Below are 23,243 nucleotides of genomic sequence, written 5' to 3'. Positions count from 1 at the left end.
TCTAGCATAGCGTGCCGGGATGACGCTCGACTACCTCACATCCGCCCTCGTCACGCTGCTGGTCACCCTCGATCCGCCGGGTCTCGCACCGATCTTCCTGTCCCTGACGCGCGGCATGTCGGCCGACGAGCGCAGGCAGGTTGCGGTGCGCGCCTGCATCATCGCCTTCGGCATCATGGCCTTCTTCGGGCTTGCCGGCGATGTCGTGCTGAAGGCGCTCGGCGTCTCGCTGCCGGCCTTCCGCATCGCGGGCGGACTGCTGCTGTTCTGGATCTCGTTCGAGATGGTGTTCGAGCGCCGCAACGAGCGCAAGCAGGCGACGGCCGAGACCGCAATCACTCTCGACCACATCCGCAACGTTGCCGCCTTCCCGCTCGCCATCCCGCTGATGGCAGGCCCCGGCTCGCTGACAGCGATGATGCTGCTCGCCGGCCGCGCCAATGGCGATCTCGCCATGCTCGGCTCGCTGGCGGTCATCTGCGGGCTGGTGATCGCCTCATGCCTCGTGACCTTCCTCATGGCGACGCCAATTGCGCGCCTCCTTGGAGTCACCGGCAATGTCGTGCTGACGCGCCTGCTCGGCGTGATCCTCGCCGCGCTCGCCGTGCAATTCGTCATCGATGGCGTGCGCGCCGTGATCGGAGGCGGCTAGGACGTGGCCGCCGCCCCTGAAAGGGGCGTCGCCGACCTGGCCAGGTTTGCCCGGCCATCGGCGCATGTGCCGTTCATCACCGTTCAAAGGCTCAGGCCCGGTGCAGGGCCGAGTATGAGACGCTGACGCGCCTCACTTCTCAAGGAAGGCCCGGATCGCTCCCTCGGCCTGCTTCATCGAGATGACGCCGTCGAGATGCCCGCGCGAGCCCTGGATGGTGATGTGGGAGATGTCGACGCCGCCCTGCTTCATGCCTTCAACCGTCCTGCCGATCGTATCCGCGGTGAAGACCAGATCCTTCGGTTGCGTGATCAGCAGGACCGGCGCCTTGATCTTCGAGGCGCCATTGGCGAGCGAGGTTCCGCCAGCGGCAAAAAGCTGGTTCGCTTTCACGAGATAGAGGAAATGGTTCGCGTCGGAGACCTTGGCGCGCGCCTCGCCGGCATTGTCGAGGATGCTCTGGACCTGGAACCTGTTCCCCAGCGCCTTGGTGGGCTCCTCGCCCTCCTTGGCGGGTCGGCGTCCGAAGGTGCCATTGGTCCAGTCGCCGTGGTTCGCCTGCAGCGTCACCACCGCCAGCGCCTTGGCGAGGCCGGCATTGGGTGGGGTTCCGCCGTAATAGGCGCCCTTGTTCCAGTTTGGATCGACCAGGATCGGCGCCGCCCAGACATCGAGCCAGGCGATGAGCTGCGCATCGGCTTCGGCCGCACCGATCACCGGCATCGCCTTGGCGACCATTTCGGGATGGCTTGCCGCCCATTCCCAGGTCTGGAGCGCACCCATGGACGGCCCGGCGACCAGCGCCAGCTTCCTGATGCCCAGGCTCTCGACCAGTGCCTTCTGGACATTGACGAAATCGCCGACCGTGACGACCGGGAAATCGAGCGCATAGGGCTTCCCGGTATCGGGATCGAGCGAAGCCGGGCCGGTTGTCGTTGTCTTCGGGTCGCCGGTGTTGAGGTTCACCAGCGTATCGGAGGACAAGACAAAGTACTTATTGGTGTCGATCGCCTTGCCGGGACCGACAATCGCATCCCAGTAGCCCGGCGCAGCATCCTTGGCGTCATACTTGCCGGCGGCATGCGAATTGCCGGAGAAGAAATGGCAGATCAGGATCGCATTCGACTTGTCGGCATTGAGCGTGCCGTAGCTCTCCCAGCCGACCTTGACGTTCTTGAGTGTGCGCCCTCCTTGCGTCGTGAAGCTCGGTAGCTCGAACACCTTCTTCTCGACCATCAGGTCCTGTGCCGCCGCCATTCCCGCCACCACCATGCAAGCAGCGCCAAAGGCGCCTGCGATCCAGTTCTTCATGCCGCTTCCCTTCCCAAGGACAGCCGTCACGCGGCCTTGGGAAGCATCAGAGCGGATTTCGGGCAGAAGCGGAAGCGGGAAGCCGAGCGCTCAGACTGTCTCGAGCAGCCCCTTGATCAGGGCGCGGCGCGGTGCAATCGAGGAAATCAGGGCGTATTCCTCGAGCGTATGGGCGCCATTGCCGTCGATGCCGAGACCATCCAGCGTCGGCACGCCGAGCGCCGCCGTGAAATTGCCGTCGGAACCACCACCGGTCATCGGACAGTCCTGAAGATCGAAGCCGACCTTCGCCGCCACGCCGCGCGCTGTCTCGAACAACTCTGCAACCGTGCTCGACTTCTCATAGGGCGGCCTGTTCATGCCGCCCGTCACCGTGATCTTCACATCGGGATCGCGGGGCGCGAGCCCAAGGATGCGGTTCTCCATCATCTGACCGTCGGCAAGCGTGGTGACGCGCACATCGACGCTGAACCACGCATGCTGCGGAATCACATTCGCCGCCGTGCCGCCGCCGATCAAGGCAACCGACGTAGTGATGCCGCGCGCATAGTCCGTCATACCCTCGATGGCGAGGATCTGATGCGCCGCCTCGCGGATGGCGCTGCGTCCGTCAGCATGGCGTGAGCCCGAATGCGCCGGGCGGCCTTCCAGCCTGACGTCGAAGCGGCCGACCCCCTTGCGGGCTGTGACGATGCGGCCGCCTTCGCGCGCGGGTTCGGTGACCAGCACCGCCGCCGACTGACGCCCGATTTCCTCGATCACCGAACGGGTGGTCGGCGAGCCGATCTCCTCGTCGGGCGTGAACAGGAAGATCATCGGCCGCTTTGCCGAGCCCGCCTTGGCCACATCCTTGAAGGCTTGCAGGGCGAGCCAGGCACCGCCCTTCATATCATAGACGCCAGGACCATAGAGCCTGTCGCCCTCGATCCGGACAGGCAAATCCTTGGCACTCGTCCCGACCGGATGGACCGTGTCGAGATGCGACATGACCGAAACGGCCTTCTCGCCATTGTCGAGCCCGGCCCTCAGGATGACGCTGTCTCCGAGGCCGTCGCGGCCCGGCAGGCGCTCGACCGCGATCGGCAGGCCTTCGACCTCCTTGGCGACGAGGTCCATCATGCCGTTCACGCCAGGAGCGTGATGAGTGGGGCTTTCCAGCGCGATCCAGACGGACAGGGCTGAGGCGGCGGGATCTGTGTTGCTCATGAGCGCTGCACATACGCCCGTTCCCCCATTGCGCACAAGGATTTCACGCGCCGGGGCGGAGATGCCTGCTCCGCATGACAGATCGATCGGAAGGGCCGGGCTGCCCGCCCCTCAGCCTTGACACCGGCCGCGTCACGTTAAATAACAACTACGTTATATAACCATTAGGTAATTCAATGACACCATCCGGCCGGCTCGACACCACCTTCGCCGCCCTGGCCGATCCGACCCGGCGGGCGATCCTGGCACGCCTCGCGCTGGGCGAGGCTTCGGTGACCGAGCTGGCCCAGCCCTTCGCGATGAGCCAGCCGGCCATCTCCAAGCATCTCAAGATGCTGGAGCGCGCTGGACTGATTTCGCGCGGGCGGGACGCGCAACGTCGCCCCTGCCGGCTCGAGCCCCAGGCCCTCGCCGACGCAAATGGCTGGCTCGAAGGCTACCGCCAGTTCTGGGAGACGACCTTCCAGCGCCTCGACCTCCTTCTCGACGAGATGAAGGCCGAGACTGGGCAATCCGCCATGAACCCTAAAGGACTGAACCCCAAAGGAGAGTGACGATGATGACGACCGCCGATCTGTCCGTCTCCACGCCCAGCGACCGCGAGGTCCTGATGACCCGCCTCTTCGACGCACCGCGCGAGCTGGTCTTCGAAGCCATGAACCGGCCTGAGCTGCTGAAGAGGTGGCTGAGCGGCCCTCCAGGCTGGTCACTGCAGCATTGCGAGGTCGATTTTCGGGTCGGCGGCAGCTTCCGCCATGTCTGGCACGGACCGGACGGCGCCGTGATGGGAATGGGCGGCATCTACCGCGAGATCGCGCGCCCTGAGCGTATCGTCCGGACCGAACTGTTCGACCAGGACTGGACCGGCGGAGAGGCGATAGCGACGCTGGTTCTGACGGAGCAGGCGGGCAAGACCGAACTGGCCCTGACTGTGCTCTATTCCTCGCGCGAGGCTCGCGACGGCGCGCTCAGGAGCGGCATGAAGGATGGCGTCGCCGCGAGCTACGGAAAGCTCGACACCCTGTTCGCGGAGAGACAGCAGGCCGCCTGAGCCCTTCCACCGATCATCTCCGGAAGCCCGGCGCTCGCAGCATTCGGGCGACCACCCCCCTGTCCCACATCCAAGAGGAGGAGACGACCATGCAGAAGATTACCCCGTTCCTGTGGTTCGATGGCCAGGCTGAGGAGGCGGCAAAATTCTACACCTCCGTCTTCAGGAATTCGAAGCTCGGCGGCGTCTCGCCCATGGCGGCCTCCTTCGAGCTCGAAGGCCTGGAATTCACGGCGCTCAATGGCGGGCCGCGTTTCAAGTTCACCGAGGCGATCTCGCTCTATGTGAACTGCGAAACCCAGGACGAGGTCGACTACTACTGGGACAGGCTCGGCGACGGTGGACAGATCCAGCAATGCGGCTGGCTGAAGGACAGGTTCGGAATCTCCTGGCAGGTCATCCCGTCAGTACTGCCCACGCTGCTGAGCAGCCCTGAACAGGAGAAGGCCGGCCGTGCCATGCAGGCGATGATGCAGATGCAGAAGATCGACATTGCTGCGCTTCAAAAGGCCTATGACGGCTGACCAAAGCCGAATCAGCGCAATCTCGCACCGAGAATAGCGATCTTCGCCAACGAGCGCCGTTTACCGCACCTGCAATGATAGAGGGCCCCGCCCCGTCCTTCAGCGACCAACAAAGAAGCCGCTCCGAACGGTCGGGAGCGGCCCTCTAATCCTGGGGAGATTGCGATCCGCAACGCGGTTCGCCCTCGCCTGCCCTAGAACGGGATGTCGTCGTCGAGATGGCTGCTCGACGACCGCCCGCCGCCGCCGCTGGACATGGCCGGCTGACGCGAACCGCCACCGCCGCCCATCGGGCTCGAGCGCCCGAAGGAGCCGCCGCCGCCCGAACGGTCCTCGACCGAACCGCCGCCCTCGCCATACTCATCCGAACCGCCTTGCCCGCGACTGTCGAGAATGGTGAGTTCGCCGCGGAAGCGCTGCAGCACGATCTCGGTCGTGTACTTCTCGACGCCGGACTGATCCTGCCATTTGCGCGTCTGGAGCTGGCCTTCGATGTAAACCTTCGAGCCCTTCTTCAGATACTGCTCGGCGACCTTGGCGAGATTCTCGTTGAAGATCACCACCGAGTGCCACTCGGTCTTTTCCTTGCGCTCACCGGACTGCTTGTCGCGCCAGGTCTCGGACGTGGCGATGCGCAGATTGACGACCGGCTCGCCGCTGCCGAGCCGGCGCACCTCGGGGTCGCGCCCGAGATTACCGACCAGAATGACCTTGTTGACGCTACCAGCCATGAGAGGCTCCATTTCCTGCGCACATCTGCAAATCCGATCGACGACCGGAGCCGGACCCTAGCGCCCGCGGACGTCACTATCAACAATGTTCTTGCTTTGTTCAAGTCCGTTTTGCAGAGTTGTCCCCTGTCTTCATCAGGATTCGCAAGGCTGCCGCCGGAGGTCGGACGAGCCTCGGCGGACGGCGCCCAAACCGGACGCCCTACTCCTGACGCGAATTGTCAGGAGAAAGACAGCAGCCTATCCCGCTGCGTGATATTCATGCCTGCCAGACCGCCGTGAGGCTGGCATGGCCGGGCATTTGCCCTATCTCTACGCCTTACCCGAACGGACGCCCCGATGGCCCGCAAGACCTCCTTGGCTGAACAAGCCGCCACGCTTGAGGACATGTTCGACCGCAACCGCGCGGCCGATCCGAATGCCCGCGTGATTTCCGTGCGCGGCGCGCGCGAGCACAATCTCAAGAACGTCGACCTGGCGATCCCGCGCGACAAGCTCGTGGTCTTCACCGGCCTTTCGGGCTCGGGCAAATCCTCGCTCGCCTTCGACACGATCTATGCCGAGGGCCAGCGCCGCTATGTCGAGTCCCTCTCGGCCTATGCCCGCCAGTTCCTCGAGATGATGCAGAAGCCCGATGTCGACCAGATCGACGGGCTCTCGCCGGCCATCTCGATCGAGCAGAAGACGACCTCGAAGAACCCGCGCTCGACAGTCGGCACCGTCACCGAGATCCACGACTACATGCGCCTGCTCTGGGCACGTGCCGGCATCCCCTACTCGCCGGCGACGGGCCTGCCGATCGAGAGCCAGACGGTCAGCCAGATGGTCGACCGGCTGCTGGAGCTGCCGGAGAAGACGCGCGGCTATCTGCTGGCGCCCGTGGTGCGCGGTCGCAAGGGCGAATACCGCAAGGAGCTGGCCGACTGGCTGAAGCGCGGCTTCCAGCGCGTCAAGATCGACGGCCAATTCTACGAGATCCCGGACGCTCCCGCCCTCGACAAGAAGTTCAAGCACGACATCGACGTGGTGGTCGACCGTATCGTCATACGCCCCGACCTCGCCGCACGCCTGTCCGACTCGCTGGAACAGGCGCTCGAGCTCGCCGAGGGTATCGCGGTCTTCGAATATGCCGACGAGAAGGAGGAGAGCGGCGAGGCCAGGCGCATCACCTTCTCCTCGAAATTCGCCTGCCCCGTCTCCGGCTTCACGATCCCCGAGATCGAGCCCAGGCTCTTTTCATTCAACAACCCGTTCGGCGCCTGCCCGACCTGCGATGGTCTCGGCCACGAGATGCGCATCGATGCCAATCTGATCGTGCCCGACAATTCCATCTCACTGAAGAAGGGGGCGATCGCGCCCTGGGCCAAGTCGACCTCGCCCTATTACGGCCAGACACTGGACGCGCTCGCCAAGCATTTCGGCTTCTCGATGACCAAGCCCTGGTCCGAACTGCCGAAGCAGGCGCACGATGCCATCCTGTTCGGCACCGGCACCGAGCCGGTGCGGTTCGCTTATAATGACGGTCTGCGCGCCTATGAGGTGAAGAAGCCCTTCGAGGGCGTCATCACCAACATGGAACGGCGCTGGAAGGAGACGGAATCCGACTGGGCGCGCGAGGAAATCGGCCGCTTCATGTCCGAGACGCCTTGCGCCGCATGCAACGGCTTTCGCCTGAAGCCCGAGGCGCTGGCGGTGAAGATCGCCGGCAGCCATATCGGCGAGATCTCCCGCCTCTCGGTTCGCGATGCGCTGGCCTGGGTCTCCGATCTGCCGCGCCATCTCACGCCGAAGCAGACCGAGATCGCGACACGCATCCTCAAGGAGATCCGCGACCGCCTGACCTTCCTGCTCGATGTCGGCCTGGAATATCTGACGCTGGCGCGCGGCTCCGGCACGCTCTCGGGCGGCGAGAGCCAGCGCATCCGCCTCGCTTCGCAGATCGGCTCGGGCCTCACCGGCGTCCTCTATGTGCTGGACGAACCCTCGATCGGCCTGCACCAACGCGACAATGAGCGTCTGCTCGGGACGCTGCGGCGCCTGCGCGACCTCGGCAATACCGTGATCGTCGTCGAGCATGACGAGGACGCGATCCTGACCGCCGACTATGTCGTCGATGTCGGCCCCGGAGCCGGCATCCATGGCGGCGAGATCGTCTCGAAGGGCACGCCGGACCAGATCCTGGCCGACCCGAACTCGCTGACCGGCCGCTACCTCACGGGTGAGCTCTCGGTGCCGGTGCCGGCCAAGCGCCGCAAGCCACAAAAGGGGCGCTCGCTCAAGATCGTCGGCGCCAGGGGCAACAACCTCAAGGATGTCTCGGTCGAGATTCCGCTCGGGCTCTTCACCTGCATCACCGGCGTCTCGGGCGGCGGCAAGTCGACGCTGGTCATCGACACGCTCTACAAGGCCGTCGCCCGCAAGCTCAACGGCTCGATCGAGCATCCCGCCCAGCATGATCGCATCGAGGGCATGGAGCATCTCGACAAGGTCATCGACATCGACCAATCGCCGATCGGCCGCACCCCGCGTTCCAACCCGGCGACCTATACCGGCGCCTTCACGCCGATGCGCGAATGGTTCGCCGGTCTGCCCGAGGCGAAGGCGCGCGGCTATCAGCCGGGGCGCTTCTCCTTCAACGTCAAGGGTGGGCGCTGCGAAGCCTGCCAGGGCGACGGCGTCATCAAGATCGAGATGCATTTCCTGCCCGACGTCTACGTCACCTGCGATGTCTGCAAGGGCAAGCGCTATGACCGCGAAACGCTCGAGGTGAAATACCGCGACCGCTCGATCGCGGATGTGCTGGACATGACTGTCGAGGAGGCGAAGGACCTGTTCAAGGCCGTGCCCTCGATCCGCGACAAGATGGAGACGCTGGCCCGTGTCGGGCTCGGCTATGTCCATGTCGGCCAGCAGGCGACGACGCTGTCCGGCGGCGAAGCCCAGCGCGTGAAACTGTCGAAGGAACTCTCGAAGCGCGCCACCGGCCGCACGCTCTACATCCTGGACGAACCGACGACCGGCCTGCATTTCCACGATGTCGCCAAGCTCATGGAAGTGCTGCATGAGCTGGTCGAGCAGGGCAATACGGTCGTGGTGATCGAGCACAATCTTGAGGTCATCAAGACCTCCGACTGGATCATCGACATGGGTCCGGAAGGCGGCGATGGCGGCGGAGAGGTCGTGGCTCAGGGCACGCCGGAGGATGTCGTCAAGGTCAGCCGCAGCCATACCGCCCGGTTCCTCAAGGAGGTGCTGGAGCGCCGGCCGCTGAAGAAGCCGGGCAAGGCGCCCGCACAAGCGGCGGAATAGGCGTCGTTAAAGCGCCGGTTGGCGCCGATGGTTCGCGCGAGACAGCCCGACCGGCGATGCGCGTGCTGGTGATTTCCCGTCGTTCCTATCGCCGAGCGCAGATGTGGTCTTTGCACGCTGCGAACGGCTCGCGGGACCTACGCCCCGGAGGCTGAAGGCCTTGGGGCACGCACCGCCACGTCTCACAATCGGTGGAGACTTGGCTGGTTGCGACGGCCAATTCGCCGCCCCCTTTCCCGATCCGATGGAAGTAAAACCCAACACCCGCCTCACGGCGCGCCACTGCCGTTCATCCTCTCCTGCCGCACCGAAGGCGGCGGCTGCGTGCCACTGCGCCGCAGGGTCGCACGCGCTTTCCGCCGCCTTGTTTACGCCTCGTTAGGCTTCAGGTTCCATCCCTTGCGAACTCAAAAGGAGATGAAGCAATGATGAAACTGGCGATCCCGGCGACCTTCGTATTCCTCGCGGCCTCGGCCGGAGCAATGGCGAATCCGGCCAAGCCGCTCGGTCAGTTCAAGAATTGGAACGCCTCATCCTATGCGAACGGGAATAGCCAACGTTGCTATATCTCCAGCAACCCGGTTTCTGAAAAACCTGCCGAGCTTCGCCATGGCGACGTGTATTTCTTCGTCCAGAGCGGCGAGAGCGCTGGCCGCACGGAGTCGAGTTTCCAGACCGGCTACGACTTCGCCAAGAATTCGACCGTCGAGGTCACGATCGGCGACGAGCGTTTCCGCATGCTGACCGCCGGCCGCAATGCCTGGCTCCAGCGCGTCGAACGCGAGGGCGAGCTGCTCGCGGCGATGAAGGCCGGCGACGAAATGGTGCTCGAGGCGCGCTCGGCCCGCGGCAACGAAACCAGTTACACCTTCTCGCTGGACGGCGTGACCGCCGCCTCGCGGCAGCTGCAGCAATGCAGCTGATGATGGCAGCCAGCGCCCGTCAGGCAGCACGCCTTGGCACCGGACCGACATAGGTTGACTGGGGCCGGATGAGCCGGCCGCCGGCCACCTGTTCCTGGGCATGGGCGATCCAGCCGATCGTCCGTCCCATTGCGAAGACACAGGTGAAACTGTCGGGCGGGAATGCGAGGGCTTCGAGCAGGAGCGCGGTGTAGAATTCGACATTCGTCTGCAATGCGCGGTTTGGCTTCCGCTCACGAAGAATAGCCAAAGCGGCCTGCTCGACCGCCTCCGCGTAGGCAAGGCGGCCGGAATCCGCATCGAGCTGGCGTATCGCGCGCTTCAATGCGTCGGCACGAGGGTCCCGCACGCGATAGATACGGTGACCGAACCCCATCAGGCGATCACCGCGCTGCAACGCGGCTTCCAGCCAGGCTCGTGCATTGCCTGCCTCGCCGATGTCGTCGAGCATGTCGATCACGGGCCCGGGCGCTCCGCCATGCAGCGGCCCCTTCAGCGCACTCAGCCCGGCCACCACGGCCGAGGTCAGCCCCGCCTGTGTCGATGCAACGACCCGGGCGGCGAAGGTCGAGGCATTCAGCCCATGATCGCAAACCGTGACGAGATAGGTATCCAGCGCCGCCGCCTGCGACGGGCTGGCCGCCTCCCCGCGCATCATCCGCAAAATATCGGCTGAGTGGGCTAGCCGGCCATCCGGCTTGATCGGTGCGAGCCCACGTTGCCGCCGTATGATCGCCGGCGTGAAGACGGCCGGCGCCGCCAGGAGGCGCAAGGCGGTCGCCGCATCATCGCCATCGGCCAACCGCGCCATCAGCGCACGAAGCGCTTCGACCGGCGCTCGCTGGATGAGCGTCTCATCGAGGCTGGCAACCTCGCGAAACACCTCCACCCTGCTTTGGCCAAGCGCCGCCTCGAAGGCCTCGCCGGACGGCAATGCGTCGAAGAAGCCTGCGAGCATCAACTGCGCCGCCTCGGCGAAGGTCACACGGCCGGCAAGGTCGTCGAGGAGATGCCCCCGAATGATCAGCTGGCCAGCTGCTCCGTCCACGTCCGACAGGACCGTCTGTGCTGCAACGACATTTTCAAGACCATCCGACATCAGGCACTCCCTGGAAGAACGGCCTTGAGGATCGGCTCGGGCCGAACTAGAATCAATCTTGAACAACAAAATCAACATATGGCGATGAGCGATTGGTTGACTGCCCATGAGGTGATGACGCGGCTGCAGCTGAAGCCGCAGACGCTCTACGCCTATGTCAGCCGGGGGCGGATCGAAGCACGGACCGATTCCGCCGACCCGCGGCGCAGCCTCTACCGCGCCGCCGATGTCGCGCGGCTGGAGTACCGGAAGTCACGAGGGCGACGAAACGCGGCGATTGCCGAGGACGCCATCGCCTGGGGCGAGCCGGTGCTGGCATCGAGCATCACGACGATCGCGCATGGGCGGCTCTGGTATCGCGGCCAGGATGCCGAGGACTTGGCCCGGACCGCCCGTCTTGAGGATATCGCACGCCTGCTCTGGGCCTGCGGCGATGCGCGCTTTCCGCCCCAGTTCAACATCGTCGGTCCCGGAACCGGCAACCAGCGGATGTTCGCGATGATCGCGGCACGCGCCGCAGCAGACCCGGTAATCGGCAGCCGGACCCCGAAGGCCCTGTATTTCGAAGCAGCCTCGGTGCTGGACGCCCTCGTCGATGCGGTTGCCGGCCGTCCCGGCGAAGGACCCATTCATGACCGCATCGCGCGCGCCTGGGGTTGCGACCCGACGGGCGCCGATTTCATTCGTACCTGCCTCGTCCTGCTGGCGGACCATGAGCTGAACGCATCGACCTTTGCGGTCCGCGTCACCGCCTCGACCCGGGCGTCGCTGGCTGCCTGCGTTCTGGCGGGCCTGTCCGCGCTGTCAGGCCCCTTGCACGGCGGCATGTCTGCCCGGGTTCGCGCCTTCTTCGGCGAAGCGCGGCGGGAGGGCGTCGAGGCCGCGGTCCAATCGCGGCTGGCGCTCGGGACGCCGGTGCCAGGGTTCGGGCACCCGCTTTATCCCGAAGGGGATCCCCGCGCACGCGGGCTGCTGTCGGCCTTCCCTCTTCCTGCCGAGTACCAGGAGGTCCGCCGCGTCACGGAAGCGATCACCGGCGACGTTCCGAACATAGACTTTGCCTTGACGGCCCTGGCTTCCACACTGGGCCTGCCGCAGGACGCCCCCTTCCAGATTTTCGCTGCGGCACGGTGCACGGGCTGGATCGCCCATGCCCTGGAGCAATTTCAGACTGGCCGCCTGATCCGGCCGCGAGCGCGCTATGTCGGGGTGGCGCCGGGCTCCGCGTGACCGGAAACCGAGATGCCCGCTAGAGCACTCCGTGCCGTTCGAAAACCGAGCGCAAGCTCGCGCCGGCGAGAAGCTCCTCGCGCGTCGTGTCCTCCGCCTCGATCTTGGCAAGGGCGAGCTTCACCACCTCCTCGGCAATGCGCTGCGGCACGACCACCACGCCATCGGCATCACCGAAGATGAAGTCGCCCGGCTCGACCCTTGCCCCGCCAACTTCGACCGCCTCGTCGACCGCCATCATCTCAGCCCGGCCCCTGGTGTCGAGCGGGCCGATACCGCCATGGAAAAGCGGGAAGCCGAGCTCGCGGATGCGGCGCACATCGCGAACCAGCCCGTCGGTCAGGCAGCCGGTGGCGCCGCGTACCATCGAGGCCGTGGTCAGGAGCTCGCCCCAGGGCGCGATCCGGTCGGTCGGCCCGTCGCAGGCCAGCACGGCGATCTCGCCGGGTTTCAAGCTGTCGATCAGATCCATCTCGAGCGCGTAGGGATTGTGGCCCTCGGGAAGGTGATAGCGCTTCATGTAGAGCCCCGTCCGGGCGAAGCCGCAGAGCATCGTCGCGTCGTCGAGTGGCCGCACGAACGGTTTCACCGCCTGGTTGGGAAAGCCGAGCTGATCGAGCACGTCGGACAGGACAGCGGAGTACAGCCTGCCCTTCAAGGTTTCCAGCTCAGGCAGGGCGGTCAAGGCTGACATCGCGATCTCCTCATGCGGTGCCAGCTTCCGTCCGCCATTCCGGAGCGTCAAGCCGTTCAGAGTTCTGCTCGTGGAACAGGAGCAGGTTCCGTTCGACAGAAAGTCGCTCTGGCGGATCTATAGCTGCGACTGGATCGGCAAGAGGCCGACGATGAACGCCAACGCGCGGCGGGACGGGCTTGCATCCGGCTCATGTCCGAGACGCCGGGGTTTGCCGTCGCGCATGCCGTTCCAGTGCAGGCCGCCATCCTCGAGCGAAAGCTCGTAACTGACCTCAGGCGCCGTATCAGCCCTGAAGAGCTGCCGCATCTCGGCCACCAGTGCGGGTTGTTCGAACAGCACACCCATCTCGGTGTTCAGCGAGGCCGAGCGCGGGTCGAAATTGAACGAGCCGATGAAGCCGGTCTTCCGATCGACCGTGAATGCCTTTGTGTGCAGGCTGGCGCCGCTCGAGCCGAATACGGAGATCTGCTGCCGGCTCGCATAGCGCTGCAGCTCGTAGAGACGCACGCCTCCCTTCAACAGACGCTCGCGGTACTGGGCATAGGCACCGTGGACTGCTGCGACATCCGTCGCCGCCAGTGAGTTGGTCAGGATCGCGACATCGACCCCCCTTGCGACCAGACCGCTCAACTGCGCCGTCCCGTCGCTGCCGGGAATGAAATAGGGAGACGTGATCTCGAGCACATCCCGGCTGGCGGAGATGCTGGGCATGAGCGCGCCCAGCAACCAGTTCTCCCGCTTGCCGCCGAACGCCTTCTCGGGTGGATCCGAGATGATCTTGGCCTCGCGCGCCCAGTGGATCTTCTCGGAGAGATTGAGCGTGTCCGTCAGCGACATGCGCTCGCGGACACGTTCGATATAGGGGCGCGCGCGCGCGCTCTTGAGCAGCTTCGCGAGCGCGCTCCGCAAGCGTGCCAGCTTCGGCTGCCGCCAGGTCACCAGGGCATCGATCGGGATTACCACGTCGCTGTTCCAGAAGGCGTCGAAGACAGCTTCCGCCTGCTTCACCGCGGCTCCGACGAGCAGGACGTCGAGGTCCTGGAAGTTGGAGGATTTGGCAGCCGCGAAATATTCATTGCCGATGTTGCGGCCACCGACGATCGCCAGCCGACCGTCGCTGATCCAGGCCTTGTTGTGCATCCGCCGCGTCACGGAGACCGCGCGCAACACCATCTCGATGCCGCGCCGCAAGCCACCGCGCCGCGCCCGGCTCGGGTTGAACAGTCTGACCGAGATGTTGGGATGCCCATCGAGCGAGAGATAGGCACCGTCCAGCCCGCGGGTGTTGATGTCGTCGATCAGCAGCCTCACCCGCACGCCACGATCGGCGGCAGCTAACAATTCGTGGGCGAGAAGCAGTCCGGTCAGATCGTTCTTCCAGACATAGTACATCAGGTCGAGGCTGCGCCCGGCGCTGCGGGCCGCAACCGCCCTCGCCGCAAAAGCGTCGAGATTTTCAGAGAGCAGCAGGAGGCCGGTTTCGTTCTCGCGCCCGGCGACGAGCTGCGAGAGGATCCTGTCCAGCAGGGTCTCGTCATCGGCGACGGCCAGGGCGCTGGACGGCGGCCCTTTCGCACGCCGGGCGAAATGACCATAGGAATAGGTTGCGATGGCCGATGCCAGGGCGAGCAGGCCAGCGAATGCAACGATGATCAGGAGCAGGTGCATCATGGTCGAGGAGAGGCCGGGTCGTCGCAACGAAAAGCCACTAGGGCACTCGCGGCGAAAGTTGGATCCATCTCTCCCCTGCTAGATCTGGACGACAGATGAACGACCCCTTGCCGGACACAGTATCGAGAACAGCCCGGGACAGGTCGAACAGACTGCATTACGAATCGTTCTGTTACAAACAAACCTCTGCCCATCACCCTTCCGCCTAACGCCTCAGGAAACACGTTGTTCATGTTCCGGAAACGTCGGCTCCCACGGGGGCTCAGATCCCTCGGACCGCTGATGGCCACGGCTTTGCGGCAACAGCGCAAATCCTATTCCAACGGCGATCACCGCGCGAGCCGCGGCAACACGCTGGTCGCCTCCTATAACATCCACAAATGTGTGGGCCGCGACCGGCGTTTCAATCCTTGGCGCACGATGAACGTCATCAAGGAGATCGATGCGGATGTGATCGCGCTGCAGGAGGTCGATCAACGCTTCGGAGAGCGCCTGGGCCTGCTCGACCTTCACGCGCTGCAACGTGAATGCGGGCTCACGGCTGTGCCCCTCAGGGCCACCCGCAACGGGCATGGCTGGCATGGCAATCTGGTGCTGTTCCGAGACGGCGTGGTCGACAGGGTCGAGCAACTCGTGCTGCCGGGCGCCGAGCCTCGCGGCGGACTGGTCGTCGACCTGACATTGCGCGCCGGTCCCGTACGGATCATTGCCGTGCATCTTGGCCTGCTGCACCGCTCGCGGACGCGACAGGTCCGGAGCATCCTCGCAGCCTCGGAGCCTCCCGACGGCCGCCCGGTCGTGGTGATGGGCGATTTCAACGAGTGGCGGATCGGCAGGCACTCGTCCCTGCAGGAGCTCCATCCGGATTTTGGACCGCTCGACGGTGCCGTGGCGAGTTTTCCGACGCGCTTTCCGGTCTGGTCGCTCGATCGCATCATCGCCAACCCGCATGATCTGGTTTCGCTCATCGAGGTTCACGACAGCCCTCTCGCCCAGATCGCCTCCGATCATCTACCAATAAAAGCCGCGCTCAGACTCGGGCAGGCTGCTCGCCCCGAACGCTCCCCCTCCCCGGGCGTGGTGACGGCTGGCTGGATAGAGCACGCGCCCCAGAGGCAGGGCATGAAGAGCCCCGTTTGAAAAGCGGCCCTCGAGGGCTCGCCGGTGAGGCTCCGCCCCCTGGACTGAGGAATCATCAAGTATCACCCGTATCGCTGGGTAAGCACCCCCGCCATGCATCCAGGCGCGCCGCCTGCGGTGGCGCTATCCGACGTCTAACGCTAGCTTGCAAAACAATCGGTCGCTCAGCCCGTCACGCGGTTGGCACCATGCAAGAGGCGAGAGGACTTCATGACTGCGACAGCAACCGAGCCGGCAGCCTTGATCGAGGATGCGGTTGAACTGCGGACCCATATCGGCCCGGTCAACCCGATCGCCGACAGCAAGGTGCTGAAGCAGCTCGATCAGTTCTGCCGCGACTTCATCGCGCTCTCGCCCTTCCTGGTCATCGCCAGCGGTGACGGTGCAGGTGGTGCCGATGCCAGCCCGCGCGGCGATGCACCCGGCTTCGTCAGGATCCTCGACGACAGGACATTGTTGATCCCGGATCGGCGTGGCAACAACCGGGTCGACACCTTTGGCAACATCCTCGCGTCGCCCGGCATCGGCCTGATCTTCATGGTGCCCGGCATCAATGAGACCCTGCGGGTGAACGGCCGTGCCAGGGTCACACGCGAACCGGGCCTGCTGGAACCCTCGACCGTCCAGGAGCGCAGCCCGGTCACCGGCATGCTGGTCGAGATCGACGAAGCCTATTTCCATTGCGGCAAGGCGTTGATCCGCTCGAAGCTCTGGGACCCCGCGACGCAGGTTCCGCGGCACAGCTTCCCTTCGCTCGGCCGCATCGTGGCTGAGCAGACCAAAGCAATCGGAGTGGCGGAAGCCGAAGCGAATCTCGCGGAGGGTTACAAATCGCGGCTTTACTAGAGTTCACGCGGCGGGAGCTGCGGGTGCTTAGGGACAAGCGCCGCTTTGGCCGCCTCCACGCGGCACTGTTCGCCTGCGTGGCCGGTATCTGCTCGCCAGCCATGCCTGCAAGGTCCGAAGCCGCTGGGCCGGATCACTGGGCCGTCACCGGCATTGCCGGAAATGATGTCCTCACCCTGCGCGTAGCGCCGAAGCCATCCGCCGCCAGAACGGGTGCGGTTCCGCCCGACGGCCGACAGCTGCAGAATCTCGGCTGCACCACCGTGCCATCCCTGGCGGAATGGCAGTCAATGAGCCCCAAGCAGCAACGGGCCGCTCAAGCCGGGCGATGGTGCAAAGTCCGTTACAATGGCCGCACGGGCTGGGCCCGGGGGAAATTCCTGCGCGAGGACGGCGGCTAAAGCATCGGCCCGAATGGTGGTTTGCGGTTTGCGGGAAGGCCGTCGCCGCCGCCTGGAACGAAGCGGCGGAAGCTTGCCGGGCGGGCGCCAAGGGGCACACCACCCGGCTTGGCCGACGTCAGCTGCGCTGGGAGTCGAGCTGCTCCTGGTTCTTCTCGACCTCCTGCGCCTTCATGTAGCTCTCGATCAGGAGTTGATAGGGCGGGAAGATCTTGGTGTAGACCTCCGCCCATTGCTGGGCGTCGTCGCGATGCTAGGTCTTCTGCACTTCCGAGGCGACGGCCGCGGTGTCCATCGGCACGACCCCGGCCTGGACGACACGGGCAAGCGTGATCTCCTGCGCCATCTTCGAATAGGTGCCGGAGGCGTCGATGACCGCGAAGACCTTGTAACCATCGGCAACCGCGCTGATGCTCGGGAAAGCCATGCACACGCTGGTGATCGTGCCGGCGATGATCAGCGTCTTGCGCCCGGTCGCCTTCACCGCAGCGACGAAGTCCGGATTGTCCCAGGCGTTGATCTCGCCGCGACGCGCCACATACTGGGCATGCGGGGCATTCTGATGGATCTCCGGAATCAGCGGACCGTTTGGCCCCTGCGGCACCGACGCCGTGGTGATCACCGGCATCTTGCTCAGCGTGGCCATCCTGGCCAGCGCGGCGGCATGGGCGCGCAGCGTCGTCATCGGCATGTCCGCGACGGTCTGGAACAGCCCGCTCTGATGGTCGATCAGCAGCATCACGGCATCGTCGGGATCGATGACCGGCCGCTGGCCGTTGAAATTCGCGATATTCGCAAAGGCGCTCATGGTTATCCTCGTGTGATCTGGATTGATGCGGTTGCGAGGCTCGTCACTTCGACGCCTTCACCGCGCTGTAGCTGGAAATCAGATTGCGGTAGTCGGGGATGTGGTTGGAGAAGAGCGCCCCCAGGCCTTCGACATCGTTGCGCCAGTCGCGATGCAGTTCGCAGGCGACGCCGAACCAGGTCATCAGCTGCGCCCCGGCTTCCGACATGCGATCCCAGGCCGAGTGCCGGGTGATCTCGTTGAAAGTGCCCGAGGCGTCGGTCACAACGAAGACCTCGTAGCCCTCGGCCAACGCGGAGAGCGCCGGAAATGCCACGCAGACCTCCGTCACCACGCCCGCAATGATCAGCTGCTTGCGCCCGGTCGCCTTGACCGCCTTGACGAAATCCTCGTTGTCCCAGGCGTTGATCTGGCCCGGCCGCGGGATGAAGGGAGCCGAGGGAAAGATCTCCTTCAGCTCCGGAACCAGAGGTCCGTTCGGCCCATCCTCGAAGCTCGTCGTCAGGATGGTGGGCAGCTTGAAGTATTTGGCGAGGTCGGCGAGCGCCAGGACATTGTTCTTGAACTGATCGGGGCCGATATCGCGGACGAGCGACAGCAGGCCGGCCTGATGGTCGACGAGCAACACCGCAGCATTGTCTTTGTCCAGGCGCGCATAGGGCTTGGTCATTGTCATGATCCTTGCTGGTCTTGTGGTTCCGCTATTGGGGCGACGATGGCGCCGCCACTCCAGGAATGGCCCCGGCGCGGATATCCGGAGCCTCCTGTCCTCAGCGCCCGTCCGCCGCCTGCGGGATGGCGCCGAACCGACCGCTCTGGAAATCGATCATCGCCTGACGGATCTCCTCGGCCGTGTTCATGACGAAGGGGCCGTGCATGACGACCGGCTCGTCGATCGGCGCGCCGCTGACGATCAGCACCGCGGCGTCGCTGTCGGCCTCCACGGTCACCTCGCCGCCCAAACGGTCGAACAGGATAAACTGTGCTTCCCGCGCCTTGTCCGCGCCGTTGATCAGGATGTTGCCGCGCAGGACGACGACGCCGAGGGTGTGGCCTTCCGGAAGGACGAGCGAAGTTGCCCCGTCACGAAGCAACTGCAGATCCCAGATGTTCATGGGCGTGAAGGTGTGCGCCGGCCCGAGTTGTCCCTGGTAATTGCCCGCGATCACCCTGAGCCTACCCGCGCCATCGGGCAGCTTGACTGCAGGGATCTCCTTGTCGAGCAGCGTCTGGTAGCCGGGAGCAGCGCTTTTGTCCTTGGCCGGGAGGTTGACCCAGAGCTGAACCATCTCGAGCGTGCCGCCCGTGCGGGTGAAGGCTTCCGAGTGGAACTCCTCATGCAGGATGCCTGACGCAGCCGTCATCCACTGCACGTCGCCAGGGCCAATCAGACCGCCCTTGCCGGTTGAATCGCGATGCTCGACCTCACCCTGATAGACGATGGTCACCGTCTCGAAGCCGCGATGCGGGTGCGTGCCGACACCACGGGGTTGAGCGGCCGGCGCGAACTGTGCCGGCCCGGCATAGTCAAGCAGCAGGAACGGGCTGACATGCTCGCCCTGACCGGCGTGCGAGAACATCGAGCGGACAGGAAAGCCATCCCCGATCCAATGGGGATGCGGGCTGCTGAAGACCCCGAGAACCTTTCTCATTGCGTTTCTCCTTGGGAGCATTGCAAAGGCGTTGCGTTGGCCAGGAGAATATGAATGAGACAAAATAGCCGGTAGACGGCATTATCTTGCCACTGTGTCCTACCAGCAGGACAATGGAGCATCCGATGCAGGACCTGAACGATCTCTATTTCTTCGCTCAGGTCGTCGACCATCAGGGTTTCGCCGCAGCAGCCCGGGCGCTTGGAATGCCGCGCTCACGGCTGAGCCGCCGGCTGGCGCTGCTTGAGGAGCGACTGGGCGTGCGTCTCGTGCAGCGCTCGACGCGGCGCTTCGCCGTCACCGAGATCGGCCGCGAGTATTATCGCCATTGCGTCGCGATGCTGGTCGAGGTCGACGCAGGCCAGGAAGCGATCGAGCGGGCCCGGGCCGCGCCTCAGGGCATCGTGCGCGTCGCCTGCCCGTCAGCCGTGCTCTATTTCCAGATCGGCGGCATGGTCGCCCGCTTCCTTGCCGCCTGGCCCAAGGTCGAGGTGCAACTGGAAAGCACCAATCGACGCGTCGACGTCATTCGCGAAGGCTTCGATATCGCCATCCGGGTTCGTTTCCCGCCACTGGAGGAGAGCGAGTTGGTGATGAAGGTTCTGGCCGAGAGTACCCAGCGGCTGGTTGCCGCGCCCCTCGTGCTGAAGGACCTCGCACGGCCTCTCGTTCCCGCCGACCTCAGCGCGTTGCCCAGCCTGTCCTGGGGAGATCCGCATCAGGAGCATGAATGGCGCCTGAGCGGGCCGAGCGGCGCCACGGCGATCATCCGGCACACCCCTCGGCTGGTCACCGAGGACATGGTTGCCCTGCGGCTTGCCGCGCTCGAGGGCGTTGGCGTCGTCCAACTCCCGACGATGGTGGTCCAGGACGACCTGCAAGCGGGAACGCTGGTCGAGGTTCTGCCGCACTGGACGCCGCGGGCCGGCATCATCCACGCCGTCTTTCCGTCGCGACGCGGTCTCCTGCCATCCGTCCGCGCCGTGCTTGATGCCCTGGCCGCCGAATACGCGGTGCTTGACCGGGCCGAGAAGGAGGCCTTCGCCGTCGCGGGCGGGCTGTGATCCCGCAACGCTCAGATCGCTTCAATTCGCCAAGGGTCGCTCGATCACCGCACGCAGCAACAGATAGAGCACCATTGCGTTCAGCAGGTGCCAGAGCCAATGCGTGCCGAAGGGGACGCTCTGGCACAAAATCAGGTCCAGCGTGCGCAAGCTAAGCGACAGCGCAAAGACAAACCCGGCGAGGCCGAGCAGACGTGCCGCCGCATCGCCCTCGCCTCGCATCCGCACCGCGAGCGCGACCGCAAACAGCGCCAGCACGAAGGAGGCATATCCGCCGGAGCCGCGCATGCCGGGCGGCAGCAGCGCGCAAGCCCTGACACGAGCAGCAAGGAAGCAAGAAGGAAAACCAGCGTACCGCCGACCGCGACAGCTGGCCGCGCCCCCATGAAACGAACGAGAGCCAACCCGAAATAGGAGAACGCGAAGAACTGGATCGGAAGCACATCGGCCAGCAGCGTCCAGCGTTGCGGCATGGTGTGGAACAGGAACGAGCCGATACCGATCATGACGACAAGAGCAATCAGCGCGGCAGCTGGCCAATCGCGCCGACCCGAGCGCCGATAGAGTACGAAGCTCGCGATCGCGGCCAGGACGAAGGCGCCATTGCTGAGTGCGTTCATCGGCTCTGCCCAGAAGGCCTGGCTGGCGCGTTCGCAGTAGCCGAAGGACATCATCGCTTGTGGCGGCACCGGTAGTTTCTCCAGCGTCAGCTACAGCTTGCCACAGCGCCCCCCAACGAGGCGATGCAAGCGCGACATTGCGGCGCAACATAAACCTTGACGCGAGAGCGTGACGACCGCGGAAAACCGGCCCGTGCCGAGTTTCTCCGATTCGAGTCAGGCGCGCATGGCGGAGCACTGCATACCGCCTAATTTCGCGCCACATCGGAATCGTCTCCTTTATGACGAACGAAAACGGCCCATAATTTAGGCAACCACCCTTGCTTGGTTAATGGTTTCCTACGCAACAGACGCGGGGCGTGGCAAAAATGTAAAGGGCTGGTTAAATCGCCATGCACAAATCGCATAACAGAACTGATATCCTGCCCCTCCAATTAGCAGTCAGCCTCCCTTATATGCAGTGCACAACGAATTCATCGTTGTCGGGCCAGAAATGACCCGGCACCCAGGAGCCAAACCAATGTTCGTCACCATGATTGCTGCTAAAATCCGCGCCTATCTTCGCTATCGCGAAACCGTCCGTGAGCTCTCGCGTCTGACCGACCGTGAGCTGGACGATCTCGGCCTGTCCCGTTCGGAAATCCAGTACGTCGCCCGTTCGCACGCTGCCTGATTACTGTCCGCGCCTACCGAGATCATAGTTTCTCCTGGGCCTGCGTCCTCCCCGCGGTCCGGTCGAAGAGCGAATGCCCGCCTCCTCCCAGGCGGGCATTTTGCGTTTCAGGGCTGCTTCGATGACGCCTCTCTCTTGACCTTCGGCCCGCCTGCGGACACATCGCAGGCATGAGCACGAAACCAGTCCATGTCATCGGCGGCGGCCTCGCCGGTTCTGAAGCCACCTGGCAGATCGCGGAAGCCGGAGTCCCGGTCGTCCTGCACGAGATGCGCCCCGTTCGCGGCACCGACGCGCACAAGACCCAGGGGTTGGCGGAGCTCGTCTGCTCCAACTCCTTCCGCTCGGACGATTCCTCGTCCAACGCCGTCGGCCAACTGCATTGGGAGATGCGCCGGCTCAACTCGCTGATCATGGCCAAGGGCGATGCCCATCAGGTTCCGGCCGGAGGAGCACTCGCGGTCGACCGTGACGGCTTCTCGCAGGCGGTCACCACCGCATTGGAAGCCCACCCGCTCGTTACCATCGAACGTGGCGAGATCGCCGGCCTGCCACCGGCCGACTGGGACAATGTCATCATCGCGACCGGCCCCCTCACCTCGCCGGCGCTCGCTGACGGGATTAAGTCCCTGACCGGCGAGACCGAACTCGCCTTCTTCGACGCCATCGCCCCGATCGTCCATTTCGACTCGATCGACATGGACCAGGCATGGTTCCAGTCGCGCTACGACAAGGCCGGCCCCGGCGGCACCGGCGCCGACTACATCAATTGCCCGCTCGACCGCGACCAGTACGAAGCCTTCATCGACGCGCTGCTGGCGGCAGAGAAGACCGAGTTCAAGGAATGGGAAGGCACGCCCTATTTCGATGGCTGCCTGCCGATCGAGGTCATGGCCGAGCGCGGGCGCGAGACGCTGCGCTGGGGCCCCATGAAACCGGTTGGCCTGACCAACAAGCACAACCCGACGGTGAAGGCCTATGCGGTCGTGCAGCTGCGCCAGGACAATGCGCTCGGCACGCTGTTCAACATGACCGGCTTCCAGACCAAGCTGAAATATGGCGAGCAGGCCGCGATCTTCCGGATGATCCCCGGGCTGCAGAATGCCGAATTTGCTCGCCTGGGCGGCATCCACCGCAACACCTATCTCAACTCGCCGAAGCTGCTCTCACCCTCCCTGCAGCTGAAGGCCGATACGCGCCTGCGCTTCGCCGGGCAGATCACCGGGTGCGAGGGCTATGTCGAGAGTGCCGCGATTGGACTGCTGACGGGACGCATGGCCGCAGCGGAGCGGCTCGGACGCCCGCTCGAGCTGCCCCCTGCGACGACGGCGCTCGGCGCACTCGTCAACCACATCACCGGCGGCCACATCGTGACCATCGATGAGGGGCCGCGTTCTTTCCAGCCGATGAACATCAATTTCGGCCTGTTCCCGCATATCGAGGACGCACCCAAGACGGGGCCGGACGGCAAGCGCCTGAAGGGCCCTGCCAAGAGCGTGGCCCGCAAGCAGGCGCTGACGGCGCGGGCGAAGGAGCATCTCGACATGTGGGCCGGCGCTGCTGCGGCCGAGGCGGCCGAGTAAAAGGCCATCGGCGCACGGCGATCCATCCTGAGCCCTCTCTTCCGAGAGGGCT

General features: G+C 64.8%; 21 protein-coding genes and 2 pseudogenes. 12 read left to right on the top strand and 11 right to left on the bottom strand.

Translation table 11 applies throughout. The features are described from left to right. The first annotated feature begins 19 nt into the window (after positions 1-19). Positions 20-652, top strand: coding sequence for a MarC family protein (locus BIWAKO_RS20955; RefSeq protein ID WP_069880283.1), 633 nt, complete (start codon positions 20-22; stop codon positions 650-652). A 132-nt stretch (positions 653-784) separates the two neighbouring features. Here BIWAKO_RS20955 and BIWAKO_RS20950 read toward each other — a convergent pair whose 3' ends face one another. After that, positions 785-1,963, bottom strand: a complete 1,179-nt coding sequence (locus BIWAKO_RS20950) for an E22 family MetX-like putative esterase (protein ID WP_069880282.1) — start codon at positions 1,961-1,963, stop codon at positions 785-787. 90 nt (positions 1,964-2,053) lie between these two features. Further along, positions 2,054-3,169, bottom strand: a complete 1,116-nt coding sequence (locus BIWAKO_RS20945) for a M20 family metallopeptidase (RefSeq protein WP_069880281.1) — start codon at positions 3,167-3,169, stop codon at positions 2,054-2,056. A gap of 176 nt (positions 3,170-3,345) precedes the next feature. Here BIWAKO_RS20945 and BIWAKO_RS20940 point away from each other — a divergent pair, with 176 nt between their 5' ends. The 3 genes from BIWAKO_RS20940 (at position 3,346) to BIWAKO_RS20930 (ending at position 4,744) form a co-directional block, all read left to right on the top strand. After that, positions 3,346-3,723 (top strand): ArsR/SmtB family transcription factor, encoded by a 378-nt coding sequence (locus tag BIWAKO_RS20940; protein ID WP_069880280.1) that lies wholly within the window; start codon positions 3,346-3,348, stop codon positions 3,721-3,723. 2 nt (positions 3,724-3,725) lie between these two features. Beyond that, positions 3,726-4,220: an SRPBCC family protein gene (locus BIWAKO_RS20935; protein ID WP_201788636.1), complete on the top strand. Its 495-nt coding sequence runs from the start codon at positions 3,726-3,728 to the stop codon at positions 4,218-4,220. 89 nt (positions 4,221-4,309) lie between these two features. After that, positions 4,310-4,744 carry a VOC family protein gene (locus BIWAKO_RS20930; RefSeq protein WP_069880279.1) on the top strand — a complete coding sequence of 145 codons (435 nt, stop codon included), beginning with the start codon at positions 4,310-4,312 and terminating at the stop codon, positions 4,742-4,744. A gap of 194 nt (positions 4,745-4,938) precedes the next feature. Here BIWAKO_RS20930 and ssb read toward each other — a convergent pair whose 3' ends face one another. After that, positions 4,939-5,475: a single-stranded DNA-binding protein gene (gene ssb / locus BIWAKO_RS20925; RefSeq protein ID WP_069882669.1), complete on the bottom strand. Its 537-nt coding sequence runs from the start codon at positions 5,473-5,475 to the stop codon at positions 4,939-4,941. Positions 5,476-5,862: 387 nt separating this feature from the next. Between ssb and uvrA the strand changes: the two genes are divergently transcribed. After that, entirely contained in the window at positions 5,863-8,784 is a 2,922-nt protein-coding gene (uvrA, locus tag BIWAKO_RS20920; protein WP_069882668.1) for an excinuclease ABC subunit UvrA, read from the top strand. A gap of 566 nt (positions 8,785-9,350) precedes the next feature. Further along, a complete protein-coding gene (locus BIWAKO_RS20915) occupies positions 9,351-9,707 on the top strand; it encodes an invasion associated locus B family protein (RefSeq protein ID WP_371332197.1) in 357 nt (118 codons plus the stop codon). A 19-nt stretch (positions 9,708-9,726) separates the two neighbouring features. Here BIWAKO_RS20915 and BIWAKO_RS20910 read toward each other — a convergent pair whose 3' ends face one another. Continuing rightward, the gene (locus tag BIWAKO_RS20910; protein ID WP_069880277.1) at positions 9,727-10,806 is read right to left on the bottom strand and encodes a citrate synthase/methylcitrate synthase; all 1,080 of its coding nucleotides are present in this window, start codon (positions 10,804-10,806) and stop codon (positions 9,727-9,729) included. 84 nt (positions 10,807-10,890) lie between these two features. Between BIWAKO_RS20910 and BIWAKO_RS20905 the strand changes: the two genes are divergently transcribed. After that, complete coding sequence (locus BIWAKO_RS20905; protein ID WP_069882667.1) at positions 10,891-12,036, top strand: citrate synthase; 1,146 nt, start codon at positions 10,891-10,893, stop codon at positions 12,034-12,036. Between the two features lie 19 nt (positions 12,037-12,055). On the opposite strand, the gene BIWAKO_RS20900 is transcribed toward BIWAKO_RS20905, so the two are convergent. Together BIWAKO_RS20900 and BIWAKO_RS20895 are read right to left on the bottom strand one after the other, a co-directional pair. Continuing rightward, positions 12,056-12,730, bottom strand: a complete 675-nt coding sequence (locus BIWAKO_RS20900) for an RraA family protein (RefSeq protein ID WP_069882666.1) — start codon at positions 12,728-12,730, stop codon at positions 12,056-12,058. 117 nt (positions 12,731-12,847) lie between these two features. Further along, entirely contained in the window at positions 12,848-14,401 is a 1,554-nt protein-coding gene (locus BIWAKO_RS20895; RefSeq protein ID WP_069882665.1) for a phospholipase D family protein, read from the bottom strand. A gap of 285 nt (positions 14,402-14,686) precedes the next feature. Between BIWAKO_RS20895 and BIWAKO_RS20890 the strand changes: the two genes are divergently transcribed. Beyond that, positions 14,687-15,544, top strand: a complete 858-nt coding sequence (locus BIWAKO_RS20890; protein WP_069880276.1) for an endonuclease/exonuclease/phosphatase family protein — start codon at positions 14,687-14,689, stop codon at positions 15,542-15,544. 210 nt (positions 15,545-15,754) lie between these two features. Next, positions 15,755-16,390, top strand: coding sequence for a pyridoxamine 5'-phosphate oxidase family protein (locus BIWAKO_RS20885; protein ID WP_069880275.1), 636 nt, complete (start codon positions 15,755-15,757; stop codon positions 16,388-16,390). A gap of 519 nt (positions 16,391-16,909) precedes the next feature. On the opposite strand, the pseudogene BIWAKO_RS20880 reads toward BIWAKO_RS20885, so the two are convergent. The 3 genes and pseudogenes from BIWAKO_RS20880 to BIWAKO_RS20870 form a co-directional block, all read right to left on the bottom strand. After that, positions 16,910-17,599: pseudogene (locus BIWAKO_RS20880) on the bottom strand (isochorismatase family protein). A 43-nt stretch (positions 17,600-17,642) separates the two neighbouring features. Then, positions 17,643-18,269, bottom strand: coding sequence for an isochorismate family cysteine hydrolase YcaC (ycaC, locus tag BIWAKO_RS20875; protein WP_069880274.1), 627 nt, complete (start codon positions 18,267-18,269; stop codon positions 17,643-17,645). A 100-nt stretch (positions 18,270-18,369) separates the two neighbouring features. Continuing rightward, complete coding sequence (locus BIWAKO_RS20870; protein ID WP_069880273.1) at positions 18,370-19,251, bottom strand: pirin family protein; 882 nt, start codon at positions 19,249-19,251, stop codon at positions 18,370-18,372. Between the two features lie 125 nt (positions 19,252-19,376). On the opposite strand from BIWAKO_RS20870, the gene BIWAKO_RS20865 reads away from it, so the two are divergent. Then, positions 19,377-20,315, top strand: coding sequence for a LysR family transcriptional regulator (locus tag BIWAKO_RS20865; protein WP_069882664.1), 939 nt, complete (start codon positions 19,377-19,379; stop codon positions 20,313-20,315). A gap of 21 nt (positions 20,316-20,336) precedes the next feature. Here BIWAKO_RS20865 and BIWAKO_RS36765 read toward each other — a convergent pair whose 3' ends face one another. Together BIWAKO_RS36765 and BIWAKO_RS36760 are read right to left on the bottom strand one after the other, a co-directional pair. Further along, a complete protein-coding gene (locus tag BIWAKO_RS36765; RefSeq protein ID WP_244523704.1) occupies positions 20,337-20,603 on the bottom strand; it encodes a hypothetical protein in 267 nt (88 codons plus the stop codon). Positions 20,604-20,707: 104 nt separating this feature from the next. Next, positions 20,708-20,935 (bottom strand): annotated as a pseudogene (locus BIWAKO_RS36760) (ceramidase domain-containing protein); the annotation flags it as partial. A gap of 520 nt (positions 20,936-21,455) precedes the next feature. Between BIWAKO_RS36760 and BIWAKO_RS34380 the strand changes: the two are divergent. Both BIWAKO_RS34380 and trmFO read left to right on the top strand, forming a co-directional pair. Next, complete coding sequence (locus tag BIWAKO_RS34380) at positions 21,456-21,608, top strand: DUF1127 domain-containing protein (protein WP_113515780.1); 153 nt, start codon at positions 21,456-21,458, stop codon at positions 21,606-21,608. Between the two features lie 170 nt (positions 21,609-21,778). After that, on the top strand, positions 21,779-23,191 hold the full coding sequence (gene trmFO, locus BIWAKO_RS20855; RefSeq protein ID WP_069880272.1) for a methylenetetrahydrofolate--tRNA-(uracil(54)-C(5))-methyltransferase (FADH(2)-oxidizing) TrmFO: 1,413 nt from the start codon (positions 21,779-21,781) through the stop codon (positions 23,189-23,191). Positions 23,192-23,243 lie beyond the last annotated feature (52 nt).

The organism is Bosea sp. BIWAKO-01 (assembly GCF_001748145.1).
GTDB lineage: Bacteria > Pseudomonadota > Alphaproteobacteria > Rhizobiales > Beijerinckiaceae > Allobosea.
This window is presented reverse-complemented; position numbering and strand designations above follow the sequence as displayed.